Raw genomic sequence first — 18,718 nt, forward strand, 5'->3', positions numbered from 1 at the left:
AACATTTTTCTATAAGTTTGGCATTATAATGGCTGGTTAAATATACCGTTGCTAATATATTGTGTTATGAGTCTACCCAAAATCAGAATTTTGTTTGTTGATGACGAGGAGCATAACCTAATCTCTTTCAAGGCCTCGTTCAGAACCAAATACGCCATTGAAACAGCCTTAAGCGGACAAGATGCTATCGAGATGCTAAAAGAAAAGCAATTTGACATCATCATTACGGACCAGCGAATGCCAAAAATGACCGGGGTTGAGTTTTTGGAGCAAATTATCCCGATATACCCGGAACCGATTCGGATTCTGCTAACCGGCTATACGGATATGGCAGCGGTAATCGACGCGATCAACAAAGGCAAGATCTTCCATTACCTGAACAAGCCCTGGAACGAAACTGAATTAGACGATACCATCCAAAAAGCTTATCTCGCCTATCTGGAAAAAAAGAGAATGCAGGAAGAGAATGAACAGTTGTCTGTTACGAATGAACAGCTTGAATTCTTATTGCGGCAAAAGCTATTATCGTAAAATAAACGACGGTCTTCAGGCACAATTACACTTCATCTTCTACGCTATTTGTGTCAGCATCTCTTAATACTGATGGCTGTGTAATTGGTAAGGTTATAATAAATTCGCACCCTCCTACATTCTCATCACTGACAAAGTTAATATCACCGTTGTGTTTAATGATTGTCTGTGAAACTATGGCAAGCCCCAGCCCGGTACCTTCCCCTACATCCTTCGTAGTAAAAAATGGATCGAAAATCTTCGTTTTCAGGTCTTCTTTGATTCCAACACCGTTGTCCGTTACCTTGATGAGCACATGCTGGTCATCGCAAGAGGTGCTCACCAGTATCCTACCACCCGGAGCCCCCTGAAATTTCTCATCCACGGCATGAATCGCGTTCGTAAGGAGATTCAGGAAAACCTGGTTCAGCTTGCTCGGAAAACATTCGATATACGGTATGTCACCGAAATCACGTATTACTTCTATCTTTTCCTTATACAGACTGTTAATGATGACCAGCGTCGATTCCAGCCCTAAATTAACGTCCGCAAATTTCAGATCATCTTCATCCACCCTTGAAAATACCCGTAGACTCTTCACAATCTCCGCAGTGCGCATGGCACCCTCCTCAATTCCCTTCAATAGCAGGTTGATCTCATCCCGAAGATAATCATAGTCAATCTCCTCTTTGTATTCGGCTATGGAAATCGCCTTCTGTTCGGGTGTTTGATCGCTTAACCCGACCCCTTCTATTGTTTCCATTGCTTCAATGATCTGATCTACATCCCTGCTCAACGGCTTCACACTTGCAGTTACAAAGTTAATGGGATTGTTAATCTCATGCGCGATACCGGCCGTCAGCATACCCAGCGAGGCCAGCTTTTCAGACTCTACCAATTGTGTCTGCGTCTGCTTAAGATCAGTCATCGCCTCCTCCAGGCTCTGATTTGCCAATAATAAATCTGCTGTCCGCTTGTTTACTTCTGTTTCCAATAACACGTTTTGTTCGCGGATGATCTGCGCATTCTTTTGAAAGACACGCAATGCCTGGGCCTGTGATTTTTCCTTGGCACGCCGATAAAAATTGATCCGGTCGGCTAGGGCAAAGGACAACAGTGAAATCTCCACTATTGACCCTATTTCCAGTATATGCGAAGTGAAATTATTATAGGGAAGCACGTTAAAGTTACGGAGTACAAATAAGATGACACTCAGGAAAAACAACGAGAAAGCAATAAAAATAAACTTTGCCGGGCGGTGTCCACTTCTACGGATCTGATTGATCACATACAACACATATATGATACCGATGGATGCCATCGTCTGAAGAAACATTGCACCGAAATGAATATTAACCAGGCCAATAACCAAACCAACAAGATACAGAATGATGACAATATCAATCCCACGGTCCAGTTTGGGCGCATTCCTTTTGGTCTTTAAGAACGTCCGGATAAACGCAATGGTGGAAAGTCCGGATAATACCGGTATAATCACGGAGCTATACCTTGCCATCCATGGACTCCCTGGCCACAAATACATAAACGCATATCCCTGGAACATCGCCTGGGTTAAACCGACAAATAAGATATATATGATGTAGAAGGTATAACCTCCCCCTTTTGTTGATATACTTAGGAATAGGTTATATATCATCATAATCAGAATCGCACCGGCGTACAAACCGAAAAGCAAGCTTTTGGTTGAGTTCTTTTTGTTGATCAGGGCTTCGGTTCCTAAAAAGAGAGGCAACTGTATCTGGTCGTTAGACGAAACAAGCATATAAAACGTCTGGGCTGTGTTTGTCTTGACATCAATTGGAAAAATATAGTCCGGTGCGTCTACATACCGCTCCCAGAATGGCCTATACTGTCCCAATGTGTCCGCCCGGATTGTTCCGTCAGCCATTTCGGTATATATGGAAACTCGATCGATTGCGGGCTCACTTAACATCAAATACAGTTTCTGTATATCGGTCTGATTGTTAATGGTAAATTTCAGCCAGATATTCGAACGGCTAAACCCAAAATTGATCATACCCTGTTTTTCATTGCGGCTAAAGGGCATGTGCTTTACAGCCGCGAAGTCCAGGGCCCTATTTGTGTCCTCATAAATGTATATACTTTCGCTGAGGGTCACTAATTGTTCGCTATTCAAATATGAAATTACCTGCTGATCTTCCGCAGCGACAAGTTTCAATACGCTGAAACAAATAACCAACAATACAGCCCATATTCTAGTAGGGAAATACATAGTCACTTATAAATTAAATTTAGGCACCTTCAAATCGTATCTTACCGGGAACTCTCCTTTCGGGCCTCTCTCCAAAGTTTCCTGTTGTGGGTTATTTCTTAATGATAGTATTTTTTCACGCTCTGTATCGGTCGCCCGGCTAAGGTCATGGATATCGTGCATCCGCATCACAGTAGCAATAAGGTCATCCTTAGGATAATAAAACAGTCCGTTGTTGCCCAGTGATTTTTCGACCTCACATCCCAAACGTAATCCCATTTTCACCGTAATCGGTGCACACAACACCAACAGGCTGGCTACCGGCAACTGGGTTGTGATGGCTACCCCCACCCTGGCCAGGATGTAGCTGCCAATTCCCATGCCAGCGATTTCTCTTGAATTCCAAAGCCCGCATATTTCACACGTCCCTCCCCGCAACTCATCCGAACGGATCAAATCGTATATCTGTTCGTCGTAACGGCCAATGGCCGTTTCAATAGGCAGTGTTAAACTGCTACGCGCAAGCTGTACCCTGGCCCCACCGTAAACCATGCCTGTTTCCGGATTTTCGACAAGGATAACTACGGTATTCGGGTCGTCTACCCAATCTTGCCTATTTGATGTGATTTGACTGATCCCAAAAATCTCCAACAATTTTCGGTGCCCGACAATAAACTTTTCGCAAGCTTCAGGATCCTCGGGCGCTATAAAAGTTCGGATTAGAACCATCTTCCTTAGTTAGCTTTTTCCTCTTGTATCAAATCTTCAAAATCGACAAAATATCGACCGGAGATTGAAAATTTTCCTAACAGAGACCTGCGGGTGACATCTGTTACCATTGCTCCTCCAAGCATGACAGCCGACGCCAGCTGCGGCCAGCCGGTAATCGTCCTGTTCATTTCCTGAAGTGATAACTTCATCGCCTCGGAAACATTTTCCATGCCAATAATTTCAACCAGGTATTGGATTTTTTGCTGTATGGTTAAATCTTTTAGCGTTTTTTCCAGTTCAGCGAACGACTGTCCTTCAATAGCCGATAGCCGGCCATGAAATATAGGCCGGTCCCTTTCTAAATCGAACCGTTCAATATCCAACATTCCTTTATCGTTTGTATCCATGATCACGGGAATGCCAAACTCGCGGGCTTTAAGCCGGCTCAGGATCTTTACATCAATACCATCACATTCCTCCACCAACATATCAAGTGCACCGTTTCCGGTAAGAAAATCATCAATATTCTGAAAATTTATTCCTTCCGAATAACAACTCACCTGTATATAGGGATCCATTTCGGCGATTTGGCGTGCCGTAATAATGGTTTTATTCTCGCCCAGGTGATGTACTCCGGCACGGATCCTGTTCATATTGCTCAGTTCCAATGTATCAAAATCGCCCAGGCGTAATTCCCCGCAAATACGCTCCATTGCCATTGTTACTGCAACACTTTGTCCTACAGAGAGTCCGATCACGCCAATTTTCTTTTTGCGCAACGCCTGAACTTCTTCAAATGAAATTTTATATACGTTCCTGTTTGTCCGGACTTCAATAAATTCTTCTTCATCCAGCAAATGAACAATCTTATTCAGCCAGGGATAATAGGCCCAAACTCCATAATCTTCCAGGCTGGTGTCCGGCTGAACATGGGCCATGATCAACAGGTGTCTTTTGTCGTCGGTTATTTTTTCTGTCGGATTCCTTACCTTTATAAGTTCGCCAAGCTGTGCATAAATAGTGTCGACGCTTTCGATATGGGGTTTTTCGAGTAACAGCTGATCCATTGCTTCCGCATCTTGTCCATTACGTCTTCTAAATAACAACGGCCGATATGTTGTGTTCATAATACTACTTAATCGATATAAGTTATTATACTTTACTGCCTAATCGAAATAGGCTACATGCTTATCGAATACATTAAAATGAATATGCATCGTTCCCTATACTGAATCAACGAACCGAAAGAAAACTGACTAACAGTCACTTACGAAACTGAAACGTATAAGCAGGTTTATCCAAATAAGACACTGATGTTAATTTAATCTTTCGTTACAAAAATAATAAGACTGTTCGTAATTCTTATTCCAACTCATACTTTTATCTTTTTTTTATATACAAAAGATTTTTTCAGGTATTTTTGCTTAAAATTAGCTAGAAAAACGTTAACGGGCTCCAAACACTTCATTCAAGTTCAAGCGTATTACCCGTGTTCAGATTCGGCCTTTCCTTTTGCCAATATCATTGGTCAATCGACGGCAACTTACGAAATAATTTGTGCTATATATCGAAAAACTGAATAAAATGATTTTTATCAAAGGTTAACATATTATTTTGTATGTTCGCACATGGTATCTTAAATTTGACTTATTCCTAAACAACCAGTCTTCACATTATACGCATGAATCAGCAAGGTCATTATCTGCACCAGCTTTTCGCGGCTTCTGTCGCCGAACATCAATTAGGTACCGCGATAATTTACCGGGACACTTCGATTACCTATGCTGAACTTGATATTCGGTCAACTCAGTTAGCCAACAAAATCATTGTCAACTATCCGGATGACCCTTTCATAGGTATTAGTACAACCCGGGGTATTTCAACAATCATCGCCGTTTTGGCCATTCTTAAGTCAGGAAAGGCCTATATCCCTTTGGATAAAGATTATCCGGAACAGCGATTGACGCAGATTATCACGGATTCACGACTTACGTGTTGTATCGCAATCGATAATGAACGGTCATTTTTCAATCAGTTGGCTATAGCGGTGTTGTCGCCTGATGCAGAAGAAGAAAGTCATCAGCTGGCCGCATCAAATCAATTCGGCAATGCCTATGTATTATATACATCCGGTTCAACCGGGGCTCCGAAGGGTGTGTTGATGGGGCATGGGGCCCTGGTTAATTTACTGCAATGGCAAAGCCAGCATTCCACTGCCGGCAAGGAAAGTGTCACTCTTCAGTTTTCTCCGCTGACTTTCGATGTTTCTTTTCAGGAAATTTTCGCCACCCTTACCACTGGTGGCACCCTGGCGCTGATAGATGATGATACTCGGCTTAATTCAGTTGATCTTTTAACGTTTATTGACGACTACCGCGTCAATCGCATATTTCTGCCGTTTGTTGCTTTGCAGTTATTGGCAGATACTGCATACCATCATCGCATTTATCCGCAGTCCCTTCGGGAAATTATTACAGCAGGTGAACAATTAAAAATCACGGCGCAGCTGGTCAAATTCTTTTCAGCATTGCCGTCGGCCACATTGTACAATCAATATGGGCCAACGGAATGCCATGTGGTTTCTGCCCTGGAGCTGACCGGGAGTCCGCAGGACTGGCCCGAGCTGCCATCTATTGGAACCCCGATCGATCAGGTATATTTCGTTATACTGGACGACGCACTTCAGCCGGTTCAACCTGGGACGATAGGTGAATTATATATTGGCGGTGCATGCCTTGCTGAAGGCTATTTACATCAGGAGGTACTCACCGCTGAGAAGTTTATCAACTGGGAACACCAGGGAAATGCAGATCGGATTTATAAGACGGGCGACCTAGTATGCGAACTACCAGACGGCAATTTTGAGTTTCTGGGTAGAAAAGACCACCAGGTAAAAGTCCGGGGATATCGCATTGAGTTGGGTGAGATCGAAGTCCAATTAAACCGCCTCCCCCAAATCCAGGATGCCGTTGTCCAGGCTTTCGGCCAGGATACGTCCGAAAAGAAACTGGTCGCATTCCTCATTCCTGCCTCAAAGGACCGGGGACTGGAAGAAATTAAGCAGCAGTTAAAAGCACAGATGCCGGCGTATATGATGCCGAGTGCATTCATCTGGGTCGACGCTTTTCCCAAGACTGCCAGTGGCAAGGTAGACCGCAAGGCACTTACATTGCCGATACTTAAACGGCCTGATGGCAACGTGCCCTATAAAAATCCGTCCAGTCCGCTGGAAAAACAACTGGCCGCACTATGGGCCGAGTTACTGTATCTCGACCGTGTTGGGATACATGATAATTTCTTTGATCTGGGTGGGAATTCCTTACTGGCGCAAAAGACGGTCAACCAGCTTCAGCACGATTCAGGACATAAACTTCCGATTACGAAGCTGTATCAGCACCCGACCATTGCTGCCATTGCCGCCTATTTTGAAGATAAAGATGGTACCGCCCAATCCGTTAAGCGCAAAAGCAGAACGGTCCGTCAAAATAAAATCACGCCAATTGCCGTTGTCGGCATGGAAGCGGTTTTGCCCGGAGCAGCTAACATCGAAGAATTCTTACAGCTATTGCGTGCAGGTGGAGAGGGGATCACATTTTTCAAACCCGACGAGCTGGACCCACAGGTAACGGACGCCCTAAAAAAGGATCCCGATTATGTTGCAGCCCGGGGCGTGGTCAATGATATCGAATTATTTGACTGTGCATTTTTCGGCATATCCCCCACCACCGCCGAGGTGATGGATCCCCAGCAACGTGTTTTTTTAGAATTGTCCTATAACCTGCTTGAAAAAACGGGCAACTTATCAGCAAAGAAGGAGCAGGACATCGGTGTATTTGCCGGATGCGGAACCAATCACTATTTTTTAAACAACGTACTCTCCCACCCGGACAAGATTGACTTACTGGGAAAACTACCTGTCAGTTATGTAAATGAAAAGGATTACATCAGTAGCCGTACTGCATACCACTTGGACCTGAAAGGTCCGGCCGTAAGTGTATTATCTGCATGTTCGACTTCTGCCCTTGCGGTTGCCCAGGCAGTTGAGAGTTTGCAATATGGCCATTGTGAACTGGCCATTGCCGGAGGCGCTTCCATTCATGTTCCTACGAAAAGTGGCCATATTTACCAAGAAGGTGCGATGTTCAGTAAAGATGGGCATTGCCGGCCGTTCGATGCAGATGCTACGGGAACCGTTTTTAGTGATGGTGCAGGTGCTATATTATTAAAGCCACTGGACAATGCGCTTGCTGACGGGGATACGATTTATGCTGTTATCAAAGGCATTGGGATCAACAATGACGGCAATCGGAAAAGCAGTTTCACTGCACCGAGTTCGGAAGGGCAACGCGCAGCCATCGAAATGGCCATTGCCAATGCCAACCTAAAACCAGCAGCTATCTCTTATGTAGAAACACACGGTACGGCTACGCCGATTGGCGATCCAATCGAAATTGAAGGCCTTTCGCTTGCTTTCGGTGAAACTCCGGAAAAGCAACACTGTGCTATTGGCTCGGTCAAGAGCAATATTGGGCATTTAACGCACGCTGCAGGGATTGCTGGGATTATAAAAACCTGTCTCTCGCTCTACCATAAACAGCTGTTTCCCACGCTACATTACAGGCGTCCCAACCCGGCTATTAATTTTACCGATAGCCCGTTTTATGTGAACACCACACTCCGCGACTGGGAGCAAGAGCAACGGATTGCAGGTGTTAGCTCCTTCGGTGTAGGGGGTACGAACTTGCATCTAATCCTTGGAGAAGCTCCTGCTACTCCGGCAAACACCGCTTCGGAACAGCCAGTTGAATTCCGGCGAACAGAACAACTGATTTGCTGGTCGGCAAAATCGGAGGCCAGCATACAGCGTTACGCTGACCTGCTTACTTCCTTTCTACGGGAGCAACCGGGAATCGAATTAGCAGATATTGCTTATACATTGCTGAAGACCCGTCAGGATTACAATTACCGAGCAGTTTTAACCGCAGCCTCCGTTGACGCTTTACTGGAAAAGCTGACGCATCCGTCATTACTTCAGGAAGCTTCAAAGAAACTGGAGCAGTACCTGGATGCGGTAGTTTTTATGTTTCCCGGCCAGGGTGCCCAATTTGTGCATATGGGCTGGGAGTTATATCGGGAAGAGCCTCATTTCAAAGCGGCTATCGACCGGTGCATCGGTTTACTTGACCCCACATTTGGAAAAGAACTTTACGCTGTTATTTATCCTGAAGCGGCGGATGAAGAAGCGGCCGAAAAATTGAAAAACACCTATTTTACGCAGCCTGCTATTTTTATCGTTTCCTATGCGCTTGCCCAGACATGGACCGCCTGGGGCCTCCGCCCCCAAGCCTATATCGGTCATAGTATAGGCGAGTTTCTGGCAGCTCACCTAGCCGGCGTCTTTTCACTCGAAGATGCGTTAAAACTGGTTACGGCCCGGGCTGCAATGATCCAGAAATTGCCAGCCGGTAGCATGCTGTCAGTCCGCATGTCCGAATCTGAGCTAAGAACAATACTTCCCAAAGAACTTTCCATTGCCGCAGCAAATGCCCCGATGCTTACCGTTGTTTCGGGAGAAAAAAATGCCGTAACGGCATTCTCAGCACTATTAACCGAACAAGGAACCGCAAACCGTCTGCTGCATACCAGTCACGCTTTCCATTCATCCATGATGCTTCCAGCAGTGGCGGCATTTGAGAAAATAGTATCAGAAGTTGCGCTTCATGTTCCAAAAACACCCATTGTTTCTACGGTAACCGGCGAATGGTTAACTGATGAGGAGGCCACATCAGCCCACTACTGGAGCAATCACATGGTTGCCACTGTGAAATTCGCTGCCGCGGTTGATTTTGCACACCAACAGCTGAATCCGTTGTTTTTGGAGGTTGGCCCCGGAAACGTAGGCTGTACGCTTGTACAGCAGCAGCTTAAGGCATCACCGGCGATACCGTCGCTGCCTATGCCCATGGCATCAGGCAAGCAGACTACGATACACCAGGCTGCCGGCAAACTTTGGCAGCTGGGTATTTCCCTCGACTGGTCTGCCTATTTTAACAGGACAGACCGCAGCTTTTTAGTTCAGTTGCCTACCTATGCTTATAACAAAAAGCGATATTGGCTGACGCCAGCAGTACGGGATCATCAGGCAATGAGTACGGCACCTGCCGCCAATCCACAGCATAATGAGACACAATCAGTTATCATGAGAAAAGAAATAATTATACAGGAAATCCGGACATTATTGGAAGGGGCCTCGGGGATAGAAATGGGACAGGCTGGCAACCAGGACAGCTTTTTTGAACTGGGCTTCGATTCCCTACTGCTTACGCAGATTGCTAGTAACTTAAAAAGCAAATTCAACGTACCGATTACATTCAGGCAACTGAATGAGGACCTGTACAGTCTGGACACGCTGGCACAATACCTGGATGAACAGCTGCCTGCCGAGGCCTATCGCCAGGAAACGGCCACAGCGCCGGTATCATTACCTGCAACTGCATATGAATCATCCCATACGCTGGCAGCAGCCCCGGCATTTCGGACGGACGCAACCATAGCGCCGCCGCCGAATGGCTCCAACATCGCGTTGAACCTTGTTGCGCAGCAACTCAATTTACTCGCGCAGCAAATACAGCTCATGCAGGGGCAGCAGGCCGTACCCGTTATCGCCAGTGCCAGTGCATCCCCCGCTACCGGCACAACCGCAGTGGCATCACCACCAGCCGTAAACGGCAATGCTACCTCCGATCTGACAGCGGATGAAGTAGCAGCCTTCAAAAAGCCGTTTGGAGCGACTGCCAAAATTGACAAACACGTCACTGAGTTAAGTGAAAAACAGCTTCAGTTCCTGCAGGACTTCGTTTCAAGGTACAACGAAAAAACGAAGGCCAGTAAAGATTATTGCCAGCAGCACCGCTCCTACATGGCAGACCCAAGGATTGTGTCCGGATTTAAGCCCTATACGAAGGAGATGATTTATTCGCTTGTCGTGAACCGATCAGATGGAAGCAGTCTGTGGGACATCGATGGCAACCAATATGTCGACGCGCTCAATGGGTTTGGCTCCAACTTTTTGGGCTATCAGGCGCCTGTCCTGAAAGAGGCTTTACTCAGCCAAATTGAAAAAGGCTACGAAATAGGACCGCAACATGAACTGGCCGGAGAGGTATGCAATCTCATCTGCTCCTTTACCGGATTTGACCGGGCCGGCCTGTGCAATACTGGCTCAGAAGCCGTACTGGGCGCCATCCGTATCGCCCGTACCGTTACCGGCAAGAAACTGATTGTTGCATTCAACGGTTCCTATCATGGTATCAATGATGAAGTGCTTGTCCGGGGAACCAAAAAACTTAAGTCGTTTCCCGCTGCGGCCGGTATTATGCCCGAAGCTGTTCACAATATTCTAGTATTGGACTACGGCACCGATGAAGCGCTAAGCATCATCCGGGAACGGGCTGCGGATATTGCCGCGGTGCTCGTTGAACCCGTACAAAGCAGACGACCCGAATTCCAGCCGATTGACTTTCTTAAAAAATTACGTCAGCTGACCAATGATAATGGCTTATTATTGATTTTTGACGAAGTAATCACCGGTTTCCGCATGCATCCCGGTGGTGCACAGGCACTATTCGGGGTTAAGGCAGATTTAGCGACTTATGGAAAAGTGATTGGTGGTGGATTATCCATTGGTGCTATTGCCGGAAAAAGCACCTATATGGATGCGCTGGATGGCGGTTTCTGGCAATATGGGGATGCGTCGGTTCCAGAGGTTGGGGTGACCTACTTCGCTGGAACTTTTGTCCGGCATCCATTGGCACTGGCCACTGCCTGGGCCACGCTGAATTATTTAAAAACACAGGGACCCGCATTGCAGGAGAGCCTAAATGCGAAAACACAGCACATGGTAGAGACCATGAATACATACTGTATCCAGTTAGGTATACCGGTTTATATTGCCCAATTCGGATCATTATGGAAAATTAAATTCAAAGAGGAATACCCCTACTATGAATTAATATTTGCCTGGATGCGTTTCAAAGGTGTACATATATGGGATGGGTTCCCCTGTTTCCTGACTACCTCCCATAGCGACAACGATATTGCATTTATTCTTCGGGTCTTCAGGGAAAGCCTGGAGGAGTTGGTGGCTGCCGGCTTCATTCCGGTTACCGGCAATGTGCAGCACAACGAACTTACGCTGCCGTTCAGCAATCCACCTGTTTTGGGTGCAAAACTAGGGAAAGACAGTCTTGGGAACCCGGCATGGTTTGTCGAGGATTCAGCAAATCCGGGAAATTACCTGATGGTCAATTCAAAAGAGGCAGATTCATAGAATCGTCTCATTACCCTAAATGTGCTATCTTTATTGTCCATTTTCGGACCAGGCAGCCGCAGGTAATGCCAGCCGCGGAATTACCGGGGAACCGGTCCGCTCCGGCTGACGCACCGGGGGTCTGGCTGAGCGGTAACGAAGCTGTTTATGTATACCGAAACTGAAATTTAACAGGACATGTCAATTGGAGGTGCCACAGACTGCGATATGATCACCAATCATTCGATCATCACCCCGCAGTGGGCAGTCATTCCATTAGAAGAAGCCGATCGTATACCGCATCCGGCGGTGTTGTGTACAACGATTCGTGTCGAGAGTGATGTTGTCCAGGACCTTTTTCAGGCGCTCCTTCCGGATGAACAGCAGCGCGCGTTGCGCTTCCGGCAAACCGAGGACCGTTTACGGTTTATTATCGGGAGGGCGCTATTACGTAAACTGCTGAACAGTTATACACACCAGAGACTGGAAAATATACCTTTCCAGCATGACGCTTATGGTAAACCCGCGCTGGCCCCACATTTTAATGCCCCTCAGTTTAACCTCGCACATGCGGGTGACTATGTGGTCATTGGATTGGATGCACATCCTATAGGTATTGATATCGAGTATCTCAATCCTCATTTTGATTTTAACACCTTGCTACCCGCGAACTTTTCAGCCGAAGAAATCCGACATATACAGGACGCTTCATCGCCATACAGCAATTTTTATCTACTATGGACACGGAAAGAAGCTTTTTTAAAGCATATTGGCTACGGTCTAACCCAATCGCCTATACATGTACCTGCGTTGCAGGGCACCCATCCGCTCCAGCATCGTTTCGGTACAGACGACAGGACGAAACACCATTACCATTCCCATAGCTGCTATTTAACCGACTCAAATCACCTCCTAAGTATTTGCCTGAACAATTCGGATGGTCACTCCCCTGCTTTTTATGAAATACAGTTACCGTAATTCCGTTTTCCGTTTTGATTTTTCCCAGGCTGCGGCCTGGTTTCCCCTCAAGTAACGGAATATTCCGGCAATAACAGCGTAGTTCATCAGGCAAAAGTAATACGGTATAAAAAACAGCTTAATGCGCAGCTGGCGGCCTTCCAGCAGCCAACCGATAACCGCCATCCCGTAAAAAAGAAGCTGCATTGCAAACAAGGTAACATATACCGTTCCTGTACCTTCCGCAACCATAACTCCGTTCAGTATAAAAATCAACGGCAGTAAGAAAGGTACGATAGTCCACCGCAATACCCGATGGCTAATATATTGAAACGTCAGCAACGGATAGAAAAAAGGATTAGCGGCTTTAGGTAGCCGCAATATGGATTGTAGCCCCCCTGCTGCTATTCTAATCTTTCTTTTTAACTCTTCCGATGTGTTTTCCGATGCAGTTTCCATCGCATAGGCTGCCGGCTCGTAAGCGATGATGAATCCCTTTTCAGCGATACGCATCGCGATCATGTGATCATCGATAATGGTGTCCGTTTCCACAGGCGGGTAAAGCGCCGTACGGATACTGAACAATTCGCCGGCTGCACCCACATTAGAATAAAAGGCATAGTCAAGCTTCTTTAATTTGGATTCATATTTCCAGTAGAACCCTTCCCCTGCTGCGCTCGCATCGGCAGTTCGATCGACTTTAATTCGCTTTTCACCGGCGACAGCACCGACCTTCGGATTTTGATAATGCTTGACCAACTGCTTGACTGCTTCCGGATTCAGGAAGGTATTTCCATCCGTAAAAATCGTGATCTCGCCCTGTACATGCGTCATCGCACGTTTAATGGCAGCCATTTTTCCCCGGCGTTCAGGCTGATGCAGCAATGTAATACTTGAATAACCGCCTACAATGGCCGGTGTGTCGTCATCGGAACCATCCGTTATAAAAATAAGTTGTAACCGTTCTTCCGGGTAGTCCAGGTCAAGCGTGTTCTCTATTTTAGCACCAATAATGTCAGCCTCGTTGTAAGCGGCCACGAGTAAGGTCACCGTAGGATATACAGATGACGCATCATTTATAGGGTAGGAAGATACCAAAGCACGTTTTAGCTTAACAAGCAGATATAAGACGACGCCATAACCGACAAAGGCGTAACACACAATACCGATGGCCAGCCAGAAGAGAATCGCCATTATCGAATTAATTTAAATCCCAAATCGTAACTATCCGTTGCGTGTGTCATATTCCACCAAACTCCCTTATAATGCCACTTGATCAAATCGAATCGTCTTTTTGCTATATATACTAAGGCCTGCTTTGTTGAAGCAATAAGTAAAAAGAAGAGCGAAAAACACCCTATTGCCAGCCAACCGGCATTTTTACGAATAAATAGCATTCTATTCCGTGCCATAAAATAAGTCTTTATCGGGGTCTCCTTGCCCACGCTTACTGACTCTTTGTGGTATACATGGGCAGCACCGCAAAACCAGCATTTTAAGCCGGCGCGTCTGAATTTTTCACCCCAGTCCAACTCCTCATAATAAAGAAAATACCGCTCATCCATCAGGCCCACACAGTCCAGGTCTCTTCTTCTGCACATCATTGCCGCTCCGTGACAATATGCCGTTTCTTCACAGACACGATCATATTGTCCCTGATTTATCTCTTTACTTCCCCCAGCACTGTTTCTCCCGGTAAAATAATTTATCTTACCGTAGCCTGCATACTGAATCAGGTCCTTATCCTCATGATACAAAAGCAGCGGCGATACCAGGCCGGCTTCAGGATGATCATCCAATTCCTTTTTTAACCGCACGATCAGGTCCTCGGTGATCTCGGTGTCATTGTTTAAAAACAATAAATAATCACCCTTCGCATGGGTAATTCCTAGGTTATTCCCTCCAGCGAAGCCAAGATTACGCTCGGATCGGACATAGACGACATCAGGCATAACTTCCCTGAAATCAACACCATAATCCACTTCACTCCCGTTATCGACAATGACAACTTCTATTGCTTCATCCGGTCGGTTTTCCTGTATTGACCTTAACAGGTCGATAGTCACGTCCCGTTGTTTAAAATTAACAGTGATGATGGAAATCAAAGTTTTTGAGCTGATTGTTGTTGTAACTTATGATACTGTATTCTTCCTCCTGCACCCGAAAAATCGTAACGGCGTTGACTGCAAGTTTTCTCCAAATGATCAGCTGGCTGCCTCCACAAAAATGGGAGTTTCTGTTACCTGAACGTTTATTTTCCCTGCCTGTGTTGAAACTGGCTTTTCGGTCATTTGATTACCTTTAGGATTCAAATACCGAATTACCGCCTTTTCCGCACCTTTAAGATCCAGTTCATATCCCGCCGTTCTTCCCCGTTCATCCGGCACGTATAATACATATATACTTTTCCCATCGAGCTCGTACCGATCTACCATGGGGTCATGGTTTAATGTTTCCTGATACCGATAATTTCCCATGAGTCGCCCGAACTGATATAAATAGAAAGCTGCCGGGCGCCGCTGGTTATAATCCACCAAGCCGGATTTACTGAAAGGCGAATTGGAATTCACACCCGGCCCATCTGTATCAAACAGCTGGAAAAAGAAAACCCGCTGCACCCCGTGTCTGGCCAGCAGCAACGACGTGCGCAGCAACCAGTCTGCCTGTGTCATAATAGCAGGTTTATCGCCTATTGGAATTGCGCGTTGTATACTCTTGGGCCCCAGGTCATAACCACTTTCCGTCATCCACACGGGCATATTTCCAATACTTGCAGCATACTCCGTCCAAGTATCGGCTATTTTCGCCATTGGCGTAGTTTCCGGTGCCCTGCCCCGTTGCGTGTTTTTCGTTTCCTCCGTATACCAGGTCATGTTGTCATTGGAGTACATGTGGAAATTAAGTATATCGAAACATAGGTCGACGCTGCCATCAGCCTTTAAGCCTCGATTTTCCCTGCACCATTCCACCATGTCTTTGACAAACTGAATGTCAGCCCGCGCCAATCCCCCCATGACTACTTTTATATTGGGGTCTGCGTTCTTTATTCCCACATTCTTACCGAGACGGCCCTGGTGCCCATCGTAAAATGCAGATAAATTCGCAGCATAGGCACGACCGTTCTGTTCTGCCTGCGGTCCTTTCCACCATTTATCCGGTTCGTTATTGCACTCCACATATTTTACCAGATTTAAGCCGATCTTAACACGATTAACCGGATCATTATTCCAGCGGGGTTTATTATTAACGGAAACAAGTGAAGAGTCAACGTTCTTATTGCTACCGTATCGGGCTGCAAACTGAAAAGCAAAACGACCCATCGCAATGTATGACTTAGGATCCTCGCGATTAGCTCCATATGGTGCAGGAGCATTCTCATTATCCCGCTGATTTTGTGGATAGGTTTGATATAACCATTCAGGAGCATTCTTAACGCAGACTAACATGTCGATGCCCTGAGATTTCGCCCACTCATAAACCAAATCATAATTCCAGCTGCCCCGTGCAGCTGGATTAAACGTATAGCTACCTTCAACGAGCTCCATATTCTCCCAATCGAGGAAATGCCTGACCGATTTAAACGATTTGATTAATGGGATATGTGGCTCGTAAATTTTTTCAATTTCATTTAGGTCATTTGGATTCTGTAAAAAATCCCATTCAAACGCATTTATTCCGATTAAATCATTTACCTTTACTGGGATGTACGTACGCGTGCTGACCGCTGTTTCGAGCAGATTTTCACCTGAATCTACATGGTGTTCAACCGTGTCCGCGATTGCGGAGCCAACAATATCAGATTCAATATCGGTGGTGTCTGTGGTTTGGTTTTGCGATTGATCACTTGCACACGCATATACAAGCAATGATAAAGCGAGATACAAGCCATATCTCATTGGGTTCAGTTTTTTTCTCTTCATTTTCAGGATGACGTAAAATGCTGGCTTCAAAATAAATAAAGGGCAACACCATACAATATATGTATTGCGCAAAAGTACATAATAATCTATATTTATTTGGCGTTTTGTTAGAATATAATATATAAACGAATGACAGAAGGTGGTCCCTTTTAAAACCATAAATAAAAATCTATACTTAACCTAATTTCATCTCATGAAACCCCGAAAACATTTCAACCTTGCCTCGTATAATTTCCCGCTGTTACTGTCTTGCTTCCTAATTATTTTTTTAGCTAGCTGTAATAAAAAACGTGAAAATTTTATTGAAGGTGACAGCTCTCCAGAAACTTCTGATAGGACCTCCATAACCATGGATGGGTTCATCGGCGCAAATGCATTCGTTGATGATCCCGTGGAAAGAATGGAAGCGCTTGGATTCATCAGGGAGTATCATTTATGGCAATGGGACGAAGGAAATGGTGATCCTTCCTATAATGGCTATCCCGACAACGAGATGCAGTGGTCTCCGAATCTGGTCGGCTGGGATTTTGACCAGTTTTACCGGACAATCCATGATCATAAGCTCGACATTGTCCCATGCCTGCACGGGGCCGCCCCCTGGCTACAAAACCAGCAGAACCGTTTCCCTACGAACGACAAACCAACCGATCAAGCTTCAGCCAACACCAAAGATCCCCGTTCATATCTTGCCAGATCACATTATCTCTATCAGTTTGCCGCACGGTATGGCTCGCAACAGGTTGATCCCTCCGTCTTAACGCTGCATTCCGGTCAACCGGCACTTTCGGGTCTAAACCTGGTCCGTTACCTGGAAGACTGGAATGAGCAGGATCGCAATTGGGAGGGTCCTAACGCACAGTTTTCGCCCGAAGAATACGCAGCGATGCTAAGTGCCGACTACGATGGACATGGTCAACAATTAGGGAGTGGAGGAAAAGGTACTTTTGGGGTAAAAAATGCAGACCCCAATATGAAAGTAGTCATGGGCGGACTAGCCAGCGTTGATGTTAATTATATAGAAAAAATGCGAGCCTGGTTTCATGATAACCGTGCCGATCAGAAATTTGCAGCTGACGTGATCAACGTACACATCTATGCCTGGAAAAACGGCTACAATCATCAGGGAGGAGGTCCGGCACTCAGTCCTGAAGAAGCCCAATTTAAGGAAAAATTACAGGCGCTGACGGATTATCGAGACAAACATTTGGAAAGTCTGGAGGTATGGGTGTCCGAGTTCGGATGGGACACGCACGAGGGATCCGTACTGAGCCCGCCGATTATCGGACAGTTCGACCGTCAGGAAGTACAGGCACAGTGGCTGCTCAGGGCTTATTTAGCCTTCGCTGCTGCCGGAGTTGACCGTGCTCAGATGTATATGCTAAGGGACGTTGACCCAAATAATCCGCAGTGGTTTTCAACTTCGGGATTAGTTACCCAGAAAGGGGAATGGACACCAAAGAAATCGTGGTATTACGTATATACCATGAAAAATACATTAACCAATATGCAGTTTGCGGGGGAGGTTAAAGCAAATGATGATAATATTTTGATTTACAAGTTTAAAGACACATCATCTGATCGTGGGGTTTATGCAATATGGGCAAAAACGAGCCGGGGCTATACAGCTACTAATTATGTTTTACCGATAAAGGGCGCCAAAACTGCACAAGCCATTGAACCAACACCCAACAGTACCGATGGGAAACACACCACGTTAGCTGTTGCAAATGAAACGGTACAGATTAACGTCTCGGAAAAGCCGTTATTTATAAGTGTTGATTTTATTGAATAGCCGTTACCAATTTACGGGGAAATGTGATGTTTACGAGTCTGAAGACTACGCCTTCGCGATAAGGATCTTCTTTATTTTGGAGTGTTGGAGATACTATTTTGAGCAACTAAAAATCAGTTCTTCTATTTTCACCGTTGAATATCCGGGTTATCCAAAAAAAATGAGGGTTATCACTGTCGGCAGCAAAGCTCCTTGTCATAAATTTCAAAGAAATGTTTACATTTGCCGTGGAGCAATTATACGCCCATTATGGAAACCTTAACCTCTCAAATTGAACCCATTGATGA

10 protein-coding genes are annotated in these 18,718 nt (G+C 45.7%); 4 read left to right on the plus strand and 6 right to left on the minus strand.

Annotation, left to right across the window (positions count from 1 at the left end; all coding sequences use genetic code 11):
* The first annotated feature begins 66 nt into the window (after nt 1–66).
* On the plus strand, nt 67–531 hold the full coding sequence (locus NEV57_RS02900) for a response regulator (RefSeq protein WP_257656773.1): 465 nt from the start codon (nt 67–69) through the stop codon (nt 529–531).
* Nucleotides 532–556: 25 nt separating this feature from the next.
* Here the strand turns inward: NEV57_RS02900 and NEV57_RS02905 are convergent, their stop codons facing one another.
* From NEV57_RS02905 to NEV57_RS02915, 3 genes are all read right to left on the minus strand, one after another.
* Nucleotides 557–2,764, minus strand: a complete 2,208-nt coding sequence (locus NEV57_RS02905; RefSeq protein WP_257656774.1) for a sensor histidine kinase — start codon at nt 2,762–2,764, stop codon at nt 557–559.
* 6 nt (nt 2,765–2,770) lie between these two features.
* On the minus strand, nt 2,771–3,394 hold the full coding sequence (locus NEV57_RS02910) for a hypothetical protein (protein WP_257656775.1): 624 nt from the start codon (nt 3,392–3,394) through the stop codon (nt 2,771–2,773).
* Nucleotides 3,395–3,477: 83 nt separating this feature from the next.
* Nucleotides 3,478–4,581 carry a ThiF family adenylyltransferase gene (locus NEV57_RS02915; RefSeq protein ID WP_257656776.1) on the minus strand — a complete coding sequence of 368 codons (1,104 nt, stop codon included), beginning with the start codon at nt 4,579–4,581 and terminating at the stop codon, nt 3,478–3,480.
* A gap of 554 nt (nt 4,582–5,135) precedes the next feature.
* Between NEV57_RS02915 and NEV57_RS02920 the strand changes: the two genes are divergently transcribed.
* Both NEV57_RS02920 and NEV57_RS02925 read left to right on the plus strand, forming a co-directional pair.
* The gene (locus NEV57_RS02920) at nt 5,136–11,783 is read left to right on the plus strand and encodes a polyketide synthase (RefSeq protein ID WP_257656777.1); all 6,648 of its coding nucleotides are present in this window, start codon (nt 5,136–5,138) and stop codon (nt 11,781–11,783) included.
* A gap of 177 nt (nt 11,784–11,960) precedes the next feature.
* Complete coding sequence (locus NEV57_RS02925; protein WP_257656778.1) at nt 11,961–12,740, plus strand: 4'-phosphopantetheinyl transferase family protein; 780 nt, start codon at nt 11,961–11,963, stop codon at nt 12,738–12,740.
* Here the strand turns inward: NEV57_RS02925 and NEV57_RS02930 are convergent.
* From NEV57_RS02930 to NEV57_RS02940, 3 genes are all read right to left on the minus strand, one after another.
* The gene (locus NEV57_RS02930) at nt 12,732–13,913 is read right to left on the minus strand and encodes a glycosyltransferase family 2 protein (protein WP_257656779.1); all 1,182 of its coding nucleotides are present in this window, start codon (nt 13,911–13,913) and stop codon (nt 12,732–12,734) included. The genes NEV57_RS02925 and NEV57_RS02930 overlap by 9 nt on opposite strands.
* Nucleotides 13,913–14,824 carry a glycosyltransferase family 2 protein gene (locus NEV57_RS02935; protein WP_257656780.1) on the minus strand — a complete coding sequence of 304 codons (912 nt, stop codon included), beginning with the start codon at nt 14,822–14,824 and terminating at the stop codon, nt 13,913–13,915. The genes NEV57_RS02930 and NEV57_RS02935 overlap by 1 nt, the downstream gene beginning before the upstream one ends.
* Nucleotides 14,825–14,923: 99 nt before the next feature.
* The gene (locus tag NEV57_RS02940) at nt 14,924–16,615 is read right to left on the minus strand and encodes a hypothetical protein (RefSeq protein ID WP_257656781.1); all 1,692 of its coding nucleotides are present in this window, start codon (nt 16,613–16,615) and stop codon (nt 14,924–14,926) included.
* 217 nt (nt 16,616–16,832) lie between these two features.
* Between NEV57_RS02940 and NEV57_RS02945 the strand changes: the two genes are divergently transcribed.
* Nucleotides 16,833–18,431, plus strand: coding sequence for a hypothetical protein (locus NEV57_RS02945; RefSeq protein WP_257656782.1), 1,599 nt, complete (start codon nt 16,833–16,835; stop codon nt 18,429–18,431).
* The last annotated feature ends 287 nt before the right edge of the window (nt 18,432–18,718 follow it).

Source organism: Parapedobacter lycopersici, from assembly GCF_024643285.1.
Taxonomy (GTDB): Bacteria; Bacteroidota; Bacteroidia; order Sphingobacteriales; family Sphingobacteriaceae; genus Parapedobacter; species Parapedobacter lycopersici.

What these genes read in the sequence shown, in the direction of transcription:
- NEV57_RS02900 (WP_257656773.1), top strand. Translation starts at nt 67, where the DNA reads ATGAGTCTACCCAAAATCAGAATTTTGTTTGTTGATGACGAGGAGCAT.
- NEV57_RS02905 (WP_257656774.1), bottom strand. Translation starts at nt 2,764, where the DNA reads ATGTATTTCCCTACTAGAATATGGGCTGTATTGTTGGTTATTTGTTTC.
- NEV57_RS02915 (WP_257656776.1), bottom strand. Translation starts at nt 4,581, where the DNA reads ATGAACACAACATATCGGCCGTTGTTATTTAGAAGACGTAATGGACAA.
- NEV57_RS02920 (WP_257656777.1), top strand. Translation starts at nt 5,136, where the DNA reads ATGAATCAGCAAGGTCATTATCTGCACCAGCTTTTCGCGGCTTCTGTC.
- NEV57_RS02925 (WP_257656778.1), top strand. Translation starts at nt 11,961, where the DNA reads ATGTCAATTGGAGGTGCCACAGACTGCGATATGATCACCAATCATTCG.
- NEV57_RS02930 (WP_257656779.1), bottom strand. Translation starts at nt 13,913, where the DNA reads ATGGCGATTCTCTTCTGGCTGGCCATCGGTATTGTGTGTTACGCCTTT.
- NEV57_RS02940 (WP_257656781.1), bottom strand. Translation starts at nt 16,615, where the DNA reads ATGAGATATGGCTTGTATCTCGCTTTATCATTGCTTGTATATGCGTGT.
- NEV57_RS02945 (WP_257656782.1), top strand. Translation starts at nt 16,833, where the DNA reads ATGAAACCCCGAAAACATTTCAACCTTGCCTCGTATAATTTCCCGCTG.